Origin of the sequence: Pseudoalteromonas sp. CH_XMU1449-3 (assembly GCF_037027245.1) — a bacterium.
Lineage (GTDB): Bacteria > Pseudomonadota > Gammaproteobacteria > Enterobacterales > Alteromonadaceae > Pseudoalteromonas > Pseudoalteromonas shioyasakiensis.
The window spans coordinates 1-12,455 of record NZ_JAYMDY010000022.1; the positions used below are offsets into that span (position 1 = coordinate 1).

Sequence of the window (12,455 nt, forward strand, 5' to 3'; positions counted from 1 at the left end):
TCTCGTATCTCGTATCTCGTATCTCGTATCTCGTATCTCGTATCTCGTATCTCGTATCTCGTATCTCGTATCTCGTATCTCGTATCTCGTATCTCGTATCTCGTATCTCGTATCTCGTATCTCGTATCTCGTATCTTTCATCCTATCTTGCTAATATTCTTCATTATTCCTATTTATTCAGCTTTTTATATCTGCATGAATAGCAAAGAATGGCGGCTCCACAACAAAAAGGAAATGCGTTATGAGTACATTCGGAACACAGCGAAAACACTATCGCAGTGAGCTAAAACTAAGCCAACCAGAATTTGCAGAGCAAGTTGGAATAGAACAAAGTTACCTTTCAAAACTTGAGAACGATAAATCAGTGCCTTCGAATGACACATTTCGTTCAATATTAACGGCGCTCAATCTAACAATTTGCGACTTTATGGAGCCATTAAAACATTCTGTAGATAAAGCTCGGTTGATTAATGTGCCTGACATTGAAGCTTGGTATAAGCAACAAAGTAATAAGCAATTCATTAAACAGCGTTCACTCGTCTATATTGCCATACTGTTAAGTGCGCTAGGCTGTGCCATGTTTTATTTAGGGCATCAAGAAAAGCTATTCAATACAAAGTTCTATGAGTACAAATCATATGGTGTAGTGAAAGATAGTGAACCAGATGGCATTTTTCATGATTGGCGTACGCTACTCGTAGAACAAAGCCGCGAGAAAATAGATGCAAAACGTCGAGAAATGATTAGCAGGCATGATTTTAAGTTTATTATCTCAGCGGACTATAAAGGTAATTCGTTTGTAGAATCTGGCGAGCAAGGCAGGCGTTTATATAGCCTTACTTCAAAAACACCTATTATCAAGCCCCATAAAGGCCATGTGTGGCTTGAGTTTATAGGTATCTTATTGTTTGTAGTTGGTGCAGGTCTCATCACATTTGAGAGTAAACTGACAAGACAGCATTAATGAGTTGTAGAACCTGACGCGTGTTAGCTTGCGTCAGGATCTCGAGGAATTAAATGTGCAAATTGCTGCTGGTGGATTTGTTCATATAGGGTAGCTGCATAGCTTTGCGCATCATGTAATCTGCGCGTACTGATGTGTTTTCTAAGATCATCAAGTGCAGCCGTTGCAGGTTCATAACCTTGGCTACTTGCCAGACTTAACCACACCGCGCCATGAAAAACACTGTGCGGTACACCTTGCCCTTTGATGAAAAACAGCCCCATATAAAATTGCGCCCTATGGTTACCTGCCATAGCTGCTAAGCGCATCCATTTTGCAGCAAGGGGAGGCTGTTCATTTTTTAAATAATACAAAGCTTTGTTTAGTACGTTTTCAACAGATTGAGTACTTTTATTTGGCGCCGACCCTTTATCGGGTTGGGTAATAAAGGCAAGTACATTATCAAGCTGTTGCTCTAAATCTAAGCCTACTGGCGAATTATCAGACATAGTTTAGTTATTTTCTTGAAATAAAAGACCTTATTAGTTTAGAACATTGCAAGGTAAAATGTCCTCTTATTGAGATAAAATATGATAAAATTAGCCAATTAATCTCAACTTAAAGTTCAACATGTTCGAAAGACTTTTCAAAATCACTGAAAACAACACCTCTGTGCGCCGCGAGACTATTGCTGGCATCACAACATTCATTACCATGGTTTACATTGTATTTGTTAACCCTGCCATGCTAGCAGAAGCGGGAATGGATCAAGGTGCGGCATTCGTAGCAACCTGTATTGCTGCTGCAATTGGCTGTTTTATTATGGGTTTATGGGCAAACTACCCATTAGCACTTGCTCCGGGTATGGGCTTAAACGCCTTCTTCACTTATGGTGTTGTTTTGGGCATGGGCTACACTTGGCAAGCTGCATTAGGTGCAGTTTTTATGTCTGGCTGTATCTTCTTATTCTTAAGCCTATTTAAGGTGCGTGAGTGGATCATTGATGCCATTCCTCTGGTATTAAAGCGTGCCATTGCCACAGGTATCGGTGCTTTCTTAGCGCTTATTGCATTGAAAAATGCAGGTATTATCGTAGCAAGCCCTGCAACCTTAGTGCAGTTAGGCGATATCACAGCCCCTGGCCCATTACTGGCGATTTTTAGCTTCTTTGTAATTGCTGCGCTGTTATACCGCGATATGAAAAGCGGCGTACTTATCAGTATTTTATTAGTAACCGCAATTGCGCTTGGTTTAGACCTTGTGGAGTATCAAGGAATTATTTCAATGCCGCCTTCAATTGCACCAACCTTTATGCAATTGGATTTTGCAGCAGCATTCGAAATCTCAATGCTAACAGTGGTTTTTGCGTTCTTATTTGTTGATTTGTTTGATACTTCAGGCACTTTAGTTGCTGTAACGCAAAAAGCAGGTATTGCTGATGAACAAGGTAAAATGCCTCGTTTAGGTCGCGCACTAAGTGCCGACAGTACAGCTACTATTGCAGGCTCAATGCTTGGTACGTCAACAACAACGTCTTACATTGAATCAGTTGCAGGTGTGTCTGTGGGCGGCCGTACAGGTCTAACTGCTGTGGTTGTAGGCATTTGTTTCTTGTTAATGATGTTCTTTGCGCCACTTGCTGGCATGATCCCAGCTTATGCAACGGCAGGTGCAATTTTATATGTTGCTGTGTTAATGATGCAGAATTTAAAGCTAGTAAATTGGGATGATATGACAGATGCCATTCCAGTGAGCGTTGTATTATTGATGACGCCGTTAACTTTCTCGATTGCGCACGGTATCGCCCTTGGTTTTATTTCTTATACTGCCGTGAAGTTGGTATGTGGTAAAAAAGATGAAATCAGTATTAGTGTGTGGGTATTAACAGCGCTGTTTATTGTTAAGTTTGCGTTTTTATCTTAACTTGCACAAAGCAAAGAAAAAGTGGTTTACCACTTTTTCTTTGGTGCGAATAATACGTCTAAATCGTCCTGCTCTTGTTCTGCTTTCTTCTTTAGTGACGTTGCATTTGATGCTTTCAACTCAGAGCTAATCGTTTCTAAATAGCCTTCAACTTCTTGTCTTTTCGAGTTTACATATTCATCGCTATAGCTAACTGAGGTCAGTGTTGCTAGTGCTTTTTCAAAATACTGTCTGGCAGAGCCCACCATATTTGCTGAGCGAGCTGAAATCCCGCGCTTAATTTGGCTTTCTACATTGATTCTTAACTGCAATTTTTCAAGGCGTTTATCTTCAGCAACAAATACTTGGCTATCTACTTTGCCTTTACCATGCTCTGAGCGAAGTACTGCTCGTAATTTCTTTATACCTTGAATTAGAGCTATTAATTGTTTGTCGTTATCTGGTAATGCTAATGCATCGCTATTACTTGCTTCGATAGGAGAGGCTAGGCGTTCTTTAGATTCTTTCAGTCTGTTTTTTAATTCTTTTGAGCTTGGAGAAAGCTCGACCATTGAAACAAGTGCATCATAAATACGGCGTTGAATAATACGCAGAATATTTTCAGACATGGGGATATTGGCACTGTTAAGCAGTACATCTTCTGCCTCTTCAATGATTTTTTTTTGTTTTGTAAGCTCTTTACGGCGCTCTGCTTCTTGTTTTTCTTTATGTTGCTGCACAGCGCTGACCCATAATGCGATCACGATTAATGCAACAATGAGCATGATGATGATAGAAACAATCATTACTAAATCTCAGTTTTAACTATCTAATTTTTTTATCTTACCTTAAAAAGATTAGATCTGAACAGTTTTGCGGTAGTTATCTCGAATAAACTTATTACGATTACTACTTTATAACGAGTATAGCGCTAAACTAGCACCTTTATTGAATATTTTGCGAGTAAACACGGCTACCGAGCAGTAATTTAATGTGTTAGCCTTAGAAACAATCGATATAAATGTATAGCGCGATGAAATATCGCTTGGCATTGCGCTTTGCAGCCTTTATAAATAAACAATAACAACGTTTACAATGCAGCCATGAAACTACAACAACTCAGATATATAGTCGAAGTCCAAAATCATAAACTGAATGTCTCTGCGACAGCCGAAAGTTTATTTACCTCGCAACCGGGGATCTCGAAACAAGTTCGTATGCTTGAAGACGAACTGGGTGTACAGATCTTTGGCCGTAGTGGCAAACACCTTACCCATGTAACCAGTGCCGGTAACGAAATTATTAATATTTCACGAGAAATACTGTCGAAAGTTGAAGGTATTAAAGCGGTTGCCAATGAGCATACCTTACCTGATCAAGGTAAACTTAACATTGCCACCACTCATACTCAGGCTCGTTACGCATTACCGAATGTTATTCAAGGCTTTATGAAAAAGTACCCGGCAGTGTCTTTGCACATGCATCAGGGTACGCCACAGCAGATTTCTGATGCGGCAGCACGCGGTGATGCTGACTTTGCCATTGCGACTGAGGCGCTGCATTTATATTCTGATTTAGTTATGTTGCCGTGCTATCACTGGAATCGCAGTATTGTTGTGGCAAAAACACACCCGCTTGCGCAAAAGGCTGATAACTTAACGGTTGCCGATGTGGCGAAGTATCCACTTATTACTTATGTGTTTGGTTTTACTGGTCGTTCAGAATTAGATAAAGCCTTCAATGCTCATGGGCTGGAGCCACATATTGTCTTTACTGCAACAGACGCTGATGTAATTAAAACTTATGTTCGTTTAGGGCTAGGTGTGGGTGTTGTGGCGTCTATGGCGATTGATCAAATAACCGATACTGATTTAGTCTGTATTGATGCAAGTCACTTATTTGAAGCGAGCACCACTAAAATTGGTTTTAGAAAGGGCAGCTTTTTACGCAGTTACATGTATGATTTTATAGAGCGTTTTGCACCACACTTAACTAAAGAGTTAGTTGAGCGAGCAAGCTTATTACGTAACCAAGAAGATGTTGATAAGCTCTTCGAAAACATTGAGTTACCAGTAAAATAGAGATAAAAAAGCCGCTTTAAAGCGGCTTTTGTTATGCTGAAAGCGTGCTGTAAATTAACACTCGATGATATTAACCGCTAAGCCACCGCGAGCGGTTTCTTTGTATTTCGTTTTCATATCATTACCTGTGTCGAGCATGGTTTTAATTACCTTATCAAGGGTCACTTTTTGCTCGCCAGAACCGCGCATTGCAAGGCGTGACGCATTAATTGCTTTAATTGAGCCCATCGCATTACGTTCAATACACGGTACTTGTACAAGGCCGCCAACCGGGTCACAGGTTAGGCCTAGGTTGTGCTCCATGCCGATTTCAGCGGCGTTTTCAACCTGTACTACATTACCACCCATGATTTCAGTAAGTGCTCCCGCTGCCATTGAGCAAGCAACGCCCACTTCACCTTGGCAACCTACTTCAGCACCCGAAATTGACGCGTTCTTTTTATATAAAATACCAATTGCTGCCGCCGTTAATAAGTAACGTGTTGCGATATCACGGTCTACTTCTTTAATGAAAGTGTGATAATACATTAATACCGCTGGCAAAATACCTGCAGCCCCATTGGTTGGTGCGGTAACAACACGGCCGCCGGCAGCGTTCTCTTCGTTTACTGCAAGGGCAAATAAATCAACCCAATCCATAGCACGTAATGGGTCGTTGTTTACCTCAATATTTAACTTAAGGTGTAAACTAGGGGCGCGACGTTTTACTTTTAAACCACCTGGTAAGATACCTTCTGTACGCATACCACGTTCAATACAGGCCTTCATTACTTGCCAAATATTAAACAGCTCATCTTTGATATCTTTCTCACTGCGCAGGGTTTTTTCGTTGTGCATCATAAGCGTTGATACACTAAAACCAGACTCACGGCACAGTTCTAACAGCTCTTTTGCCGTATTAAACGGATAAGGCGCTGGGTTTTCTTCGCGGATTTCGAGTGCTTTTTGTTTTTCGTTCTCGAACTCTTCATCACTGACGATAAAGCCGCCACCGATTGAGTAATACACTTTACTGAATAACTTTTCGCCATTTTGGCTGGCAATGATTTCCATTGCATTTGAATGTTTTGGTAATGTTTTACGACGATGAAATACAATCGCACCTTGCTTAGGGAAATTGGCTTTATGGCTTTGGTTTAAATAAATAACCTGTTCTTTTTCGATTTTTGCGAGGATATCGTCGACTAAATCAGCATCAATGGTTTCTGGATCATAACCGGCAAGGCCTAAGATCACAGCTTTACCAGAGCCGTGGCCAATACCTGTTTGACCGAGTGAGCCAAATAGCTCAACTTTAATATCGGTGACGTTTGCAAGTAAGTTTTTTTCTTCTAGTTCGTTTACAAATAAACGCGAAGCGCGCATTGGGCCAACAGTGTGAGATGACGATGGGCCAATACCAATACTAAACATATCGAATGCACTGATCATAATTTGCTACTCATTTTTCTATTAACGGCATACTACCTGCCTTTGAACGGTGCCACATGATAACGTTTAAACGTGCCTGTGTAACCCTAAAAGCAGGATAATTAAACTGGTAGGGCGAGCTGTTTTATAAAGTTATTAATTATGCTCGCTGTTGCTCCCCAAAGCAGTCCATGGGGGGTCATCAAACCTTGCAAAGTAATGGTTTTACCATTTCGCTCAAAGGGAAGGGGTTGCCAATTTTGTTGATTACTTAAATAAGATAAGGGCAGTAAAAAGCTGGCAGCAACTTCGTTGGGATCTGCTTGCCACGTTGTGCCTTCACTAAGCACACACACAAAAGGCTCAATAGTGAAACCGGTTAGGGTTGCGTACTGATGTAATTTACCGTGGACAGTCACTTGGTGTGTCGCAATGTTAAGCTCTTCATTAAGCTCTCGAAGAGCGGTGTGCATTAACGTGTCATCTTGTTCTTCATACTTGCCACCCGGTAAGCAAATCTCCCCCGGGTGATGAAGTAAATAACTAGGTCGCTTGCACAATAACAAATGCGCTTCGTCGTTAACATCAAGCAGAGGTAACATTACGGCACTGGCACGCTTTTCGGCATTAAAGCGAATGGTTGCTGGGCGCTCTGTGGTTTGACTTAAACTAAAACGGGCAATTATTTGCTGGCTATTCAAGGTAGTTACTTCAACGTTTACTTTAATAAAGGCAGTATTTTATTTACTTTATCGTAAGTTTCTTGGTACTCCAAGTCGACCTTTGAATCAGCCACAATGCCACCGCCAGCCCAGCAATAGATTGCACCTTTGTGGCACACTAAAGTACGAATTGTGATACTGGTATCCATGTTGCCACAGGCACTTAAATAGCCAATTGAGCCGCAGTACACACTACGGCGATGCGGTTCGAGTTCTTCAATAATTTCCATAGCGCGAATTTTCGGCGCTCCGGTAATTGAACCACCCGGGAAAGCGGCATGAATTTGGTCGACAGCATCTTTGCCATCTGCTAACTCTGCGCGCACAGTACTTACTAAATGATGCACAGCCGGAAAGCTTTCAATGGCAAATAACGAGGGGACGGTGACACTACCTGGGCGAGCCACTTTGCCTAAATCGTTGCGCAGTAGATCAACAATCATGACATTTTCTGCGCGGTCTTTTTCTGATTGCTGTAAACGAGTTGCTTGCGCTTGGTCTTGTTCAGAGTCAGCCAAACGAGGGAGCGTTCCTTTAATTGGCTTGGTTTCTATTTGGCCCTGATTAATCGAAATAAAACGCTCTGGTGAAATAGATAAAATAGCGCCATCAGGGTGATTTATATAGCTTGAAAATGGTGCTTTATTCGCTTCTCGAAGTTGTTTATATGCTTGCCATGTTGAACCTGAAAATTCAGCTTTAAAACGCTGTGCAAGGTTGATCTGGTAGCAGTCACCACTTTTTAAATAAGCTTGAATTTTCTCGAACTTTTCGCTGTAGCTGGCTTGACTCATGTTTGATTGCCAGTCGCTTTGTAGCGCGAACTCTGCACTTGTTGGTGTTTCGTATAGCTGCTGCTGATATAGCGCTAAGCGATTATGATTTGGCTGACAGACGTAAAACCAGCTTTGCTGTTGCTTATCATAAATAAGCGCATCTGGATAAAGGCCTACAGCCATTTGCGGCATGTTAATGTCGTTTTCGGCAGTACTTGGCATGCTTTCAATCACACGACCTAAGTCATAACCAAAATAGCCAAGCCATCCACCTGTAAAGGGTAGGTTATTAGGGTTAGCTGTGTGATTAAATTCCTGAAGGCCTTCTTTCATCAAGCTAAAACAATCACTTGATTGCGCCTTGCCGTCGACAAAGCATGTATTTTCACGCACTTCTAATTGCTTTAATGGCGCAATGGCAATGATATCGAAGCGGCTATTTACATGCTCGCTATTGGCTGAATCGAGCAACACAGCATGGGGCAAATGAGCAAAATGACTAAATAGCGCGATGCAATCACCACTTAAATCTAATTTAATGCACAAATTTTCATCGTTTATCATCTACATTGCCCTGAATAACTAGCCCGAAACGGGCGAGGAGGGTATCATAAGTTAAATTTGATTGGCAGCGTTATGATTTCCTTTATAGTGATGCCATGACTAACCCGTAGAGTAAATCTTCGTCACCGGTTTACTCAGGATCACGTACAGCGCTACGCGATAAAAACTTAAGGAACCCGTAATGAGTACAATTCGTCAGCAAGACTTCATTGATAGCATTGAAGATGCATTGCAATACATTTCTTTTTATCACCCTCTCGATTTCGTACAAGCCTTAGAAAAAGCTTACAACAAAGAGCAAAGCAAAGCGGCAAAAGATGCCATTGCGCAAATTTTAATTAACTCTCGTATGTCTGCTGAAGGTAAACGTCCACTGTGCCAAGATACAGGTATCATTACTTGCTTCGTAAAAGTAGGTATGGATGTTAAGTGGGATAAAATAGACATGACTGTTCAGCAAATGGTTGATGAAGGTACACGTCGCGCATACTTAAACCCAGATAACCCATTACGTGCATCAATTGTTGCAGACCCTGCTGGTACGCGTAAAAACACCAAAGACAATACTCCATCAGTTGTTCATATCGACTTAGTGCCAGGTGCTGAAGTAGAAGTAATGGTGGCAGCGAAGGGCGGCGGCTCAGAAAATAAAACGAAAATGGTTATGCTTAACCCATCTGATGATGTGGCTGCATGGGTTGAAAAAACATTACCAACAATGGGTGCGGGCTGGTGTCCACCTGGCATGCTAGGTATAGGTATTGGTGGTACTGCAGAAAAAGCTGCGGTACTTGCTAAAGAATCATTAATGGATCCGGTTGATATTCACGAGCTGATTGAGCGCGGCGCAGAAACAACTGAAGAAAAAATGCGAATCGATATCTTCGAACGTGCTAATAAATTAGGTATTGGTGCACAAGGCCTAGGTGGTTTAACAACCGTAGTTGATGTGAAAGTTAAAACGGCACCGACTCACGCAGCATCAAAACCAGTGGTTATGATCCCGAACTGTGCGGCAACTCGTCACGTTCATTTCACGTTAGATGGTTCAGGCCCAGCTGATCTTAAAGCGCCTAAACTTGAAGATTGGCCAGAAGTTACATTTGAAGTAGGTGAAGGTACACGTCGTGTTGATTTAAACACACTGACTAAAGAAGACACGCAAGAATGGAAGATGGGTGAAACGGTTCTTCTGTCTGGTACTATCTTAACGGGTCGTGATGCCGCGCATAAACGTCTACAAGATATGATCCAATCAGGTGAAGGTTTACCTGAAGGCGTTGATTTTGATAACAAGTTTATCTACTACGTTGGCCCTGTAGATGCAGTGGGTGATGAAGCGGTAGGTCCTGCTGGCCCTACAACTGCGACTCGTATGGATAAATTCACTGATATGATGTTAGAAAAAACGGGCATTATCGGTATGATTGGTAAAGCAGAGCGTGGTCCTGCTACAGTTGAATCAATCAAAAACAATAAATCTATCTACTTAATGGCAGTAGGTGGTGCAGCATACCTTGTATCTAAAGCAATTAAGAAAGCACGTGTTGTTGCGTTCGAAGATTTAGGTATGGAAGCAATCTACGAGTTTGAAGTAGAAGATATGCCAGTAACGGTTGCTGTTGATAGTGAAGGCGCCAATGCGCATACGCAAGGCCCTGCTATTTGGAAAGCAAAAATCGAAGAACTTGATGGCAAATTAAAGTAACCATCTTGCAACTCTCTTGAAAAACGGCGCACCTGCGCCGTTTTTTTCAGCTCTGACCAGTCTCAGCTATTTCTCTAATATCTCTTTAAAAGCCGATTTTACTTGGCTTGATCGGCACATTTTTCTTGTCACTTTTTCTTTACGCTATACTTTACCTTTACGTTCACGTAATAAAGTTAGTAATGTTAATATTTTGTTTTGAATTAACAATGCTTAATGCGTACATTGATTGGTATATTTTTTCCATAAAGTGTTAGTTTTTGAGTTGTTATTTCGGCCTGGGAACTTTGCTTAGTTTTATCATCTCATTTAGTGGCAAGGGAGCAAACGAAGTGATAAAGTCTCGGCACTTTCAGCGCTCACACCCCTTAGGGTAAGAAAATTTCGGAGTATTTAACTGTGGCTGTATTTAATAAAGTCGACTTTGATAACCACGAGCAAGTGGTGTTTTGTTCAGATAAAGAATCAGGCCTAAAAGCTATTATCGCGGTACACAATACCAAGTTAGGTCCAGCGGTTGGTGGTTGCAGAATGTGGGACTACACAACTGATGAAGATGCTGTTACTGATGCACTTCGTTTATCAAAAGGTATGACCTACAAAAATGCTGTGGCACGTTTACCATTTGGTGGCGGTAAGTCAGTGATCATCGGTAATGCTAAAGAAATTAAATCAGAGCAACTTTTCCGTGCATTTGGTCGTCAGTTAGAGCGTTTAAGCGGTAGCTACTATTCAGCTGAAGATGTAAACATCACTTGTGATGATGTGGCTATCATGAATAAAGAAACTAACTATGTATTAGGTCTTGAAGGTAAAAGTGGTAACCCTTCACCGTTCACAGCATATGGTACATTCTTAGGTATTAAAGCCGCTTTACAACATCAACGAGGTCATCAAGATCTTGCTGGTATCAAAGTAGCCGTGCAAGGTTTAGGTGCAGTAGCATATGGCCTTTGTAAACACCTACATGAAGCGGGCGCAACATTATTTGTAACAGATATCAACGAGCAAGCTGTTGAGCGTGTTGTAAATGACTTCAATGCAACGGCTGTGGGTATTGATGAAATCTACGACTTAGATGTTGATGTGTATGCACCATGTGCACTTGGCGCAACGGTAAATGACACGACTATCCCGCGTTTAAAAGCAACAATTATTGCAGGTTGTGCGAATAATCAATTAGCAGAGTCTCGTCACGGTGAGATCATCCGCGAAAAAGGTATCTTATACGCACCAGATTACGTAATTAACGCAGGTGGTATCATCAACGTTTACTACGAAACAGCACCAGAAGGTTATAGTGCAGAAGCATCAACGAAGCACGTTGAAGGCATTTTTGATACGCTAACAGAAATCTTCGCACGTTCTGAAAAAGAGCAGAAGTCGACGCATTTAATTGCCGATGAACTAGCATTAGAAATCATCGAAAACGGCTTATAATTTAGTAAATCGATAAATTTACAGGTAAAAAGGTGCGCAAGTCGCACCTTTTTTGTCTCTGTTATTTATCGCATCAAGGTGACGAAGTCACGCAGGCTAGGTAAACTCGGTTTTTAAATCTCGAGGGCACCTAATGAAAACTCCATCTTGTGAAATCACACCTATTGATATAGCTACTTGGCCTCGCAAACAGCATTTCGCTTTTTTCAAAGAGTTTTCTCTGCCATATTTTAATGTATGTGTTTCACTCGACATGGCGGCTCTTTACAACAAGTGCAAAGCAGAACCGTATTCGTTCTTTCACAGCTATGTTTACCTAACACTTGAAGCATGTCATGACTATGCACCAATGCGTCAACGTATTATTGACTCGTTGCCGGTACAGCTGTCATCGGTAAGAGGCAGTGTGGTCGAGCTTGCAGAAGATGAAACATTTCGCTTTAGTTATTTTGAAAAACAAGCGTCGATGGAAGATTTTTCAAAACACGCGATTGCTGTGGGTAAAACAAGTAAAGCAAAACCATTTTTTTCTGATGCATTTGCTGCAACAGAAGGGCAGCCTGACCTTATTCATATCTCAGTACTTCCATGGTTAAACTTTACCGGCTTCTCGCATGCTGTAAGTGAGGGGCATGGCCTTGGTATTCCTAAGTTTGTGTTTGGTCAATATGATTCACAAACTGGCAAGATGCCGCTTTCAATTGATGTGCATCATGCTTTGATGGATGGTTTGCATGTGGCGCGATTTGTGAAAATACTGCAAGAAAAAATCACGAATTTTTGTAATTGATTGTTGCTAAATGTCATTAAAGTGAGTAAAAATTGCAACTAATGTAGTATTATCTGAAGTTAGGGATGACTTTGGCTTCACAGAGCTACATCACTGAATAGAACGATAATAAATATCAG

General features: G+C 41.3%; 11 protein-coding genes. 6 read left to right on the forward strand and 5 right to left on the reverse strand.

What is annotated here, in order from left to right; translation table 11 throughout:
* The first annotated feature begins 241 nt into the window (after positions 1-241).
* Positions 242-964: a helix-turn-helix domain-containing protein gene (locus tag WA256_RS18765; protein ID WP_335992869.1), complete on the forward strand. Its 723-nt coding sequence runs from the start codon at positions 242-244 to the stop codon at positions 962-964.
* A gap of 23 nt (positions 965-987) precedes the next feature.
* Here the strand turns inward: WA256_RS18765 and WA256_RS18770 are convergent, their stop codons facing one another.
* Positions 988-1,452, reverse strand: coding sequence for a sel1 repeat family protein (locus WA256_RS18770; RefSeq protein ID WP_054551621.1), 465 nt, complete (start codon positions 1,450-1,452; stop codon positions 988-990).
* A gap of 121 nt (positions 1,453-1,573) precedes the next feature.
* On the opposite strand from WA256_RS18770, the gene WA256_RS18775 reads away from it, so the two are divergent.
* A complete protein-coding gene (locus WA256_RS18775) occupies positions 1,574-2,866 on the forward strand; it encodes an NCS2 family permease (RefSeq protein WP_054551620.1) in 1,293 nt (430 codons plus the stop codon).
* A gap of 26 nt (positions 2,867-2,892) precedes the next feature.
* On the opposite strand, the gene WA256_RS18780 is transcribed toward WA256_RS18775, so the two are convergent.
* Positions 2,893-3,651, reverse strand: a complete 759-nt coding sequence (locus WA256_RS18780; protein ID WP_054561792.1) for a hypothetical protein — start codon at positions 3,649-3,651, stop codon at positions 2,893-2,895.
* Positions 3,652-3,948: 297 nt separating this feature from the next.
* Here WA256_RS18780 and cysB point away from each other — a divergent pair, with 297 nt between their 5' ends.
* Positions 3,949-4,926, forward strand: a complete 978-nt coding sequence (cysB, locus tag WA256_RS18785; protein ID WP_054551618.1) for an HTH-type transcriptional regulator CysB — start codon at positions 3,949-3,951, stop codon at positions 4,924-4,926.
* Positions 4,927-4,980: 54 nt separating this feature from the next.
* On the opposite strand, the gene WA256_RS18790 is transcribed toward cysB, so the two are convergent.
* The 3 genes from WA256_RS18790 to pabB all read right to left on the reverse strand — a co-directional run bounded on the left by WA256_RS18790 (position 4,981) and on the right by pabB (position 8,398).
* A complete protein-coding gene (locus WA256_RS18790; RefSeq protein WP_054551617.1) occupies positions 4,981-6,357 on the reverse strand; it encodes an L-serine ammonia-lyase in 1,377 nt (458 codons plus the stop codon).
* 101 nt (positions 6,358-6,458) lie between these two features.
* Entirely contained in the window at positions 6,459-7,037 is a 579-nt protein-coding gene (locus WA256_RS18795; RefSeq protein WP_062566219.1) for an NUDIX hydrolase, read from the reverse strand.
* Positions 7,038-7,054: 17 nt separating this feature from the next.
* Positions 7,055-8,398 carry an aminodeoxychorismate synthase component I gene (gene pabB / locus WA256_RS18800; RefSeq protein WP_304637737.1) on the reverse strand — a complete coding sequence of 448 codons (1,344 nt, stop codon included), beginning with the start codon at positions 8,396-8,398 and terminating at the stop codon, positions 7,055-7,057.
* Positions 8,399-8,579: 181 nt separating this feature from the next.
* On the opposite strand from pabB, the gene WA256_RS18805 reads away from it, so the two are divergent.
* The 3 genes from WA256_RS18805 to WA256_RS18815 all read left to right on the forward strand — a co-directional run bounded on the left by WA256_RS18805 (position 8,580) and on the right by WA256_RS18815 (position 12,336).
* Positions 8,580-10,106, forward strand: a complete 1,527-nt coding sequence (locus tag WA256_RS18805) for a fumarate hydratase (protein WP_335992873.1) — start codon at positions 8,580-8,582, stop codon at positions 10,104-10,106.
* Between the two features lie 399 nt (positions 10,107-10,505).
* Positions 10,506-11,546, forward strand: a complete 1,041-nt coding sequence (locus tag WA256_RS18810) for a Leu/Phe/Val dehydrogenase (protein ID WP_055021514.1) — start codon at positions 10,506-10,508, stop codon at positions 11,544-11,546.
* A gap of 133 nt (positions 11,547-11,679) precedes the next feature.
* The gene (locus WA256_RS18815) at positions 11,680-12,336 is read left to right on the forward strand and encodes a CatA-like O-acetyltransferase (protein WP_063528525.1); all 657 of its coding nucleotides are present in this window, start codon (positions 11,680-11,682) and stop codon (positions 12,334-12,336) included.
* Positions 12,337-12,455 lie beyond the last annotated feature (119 nt).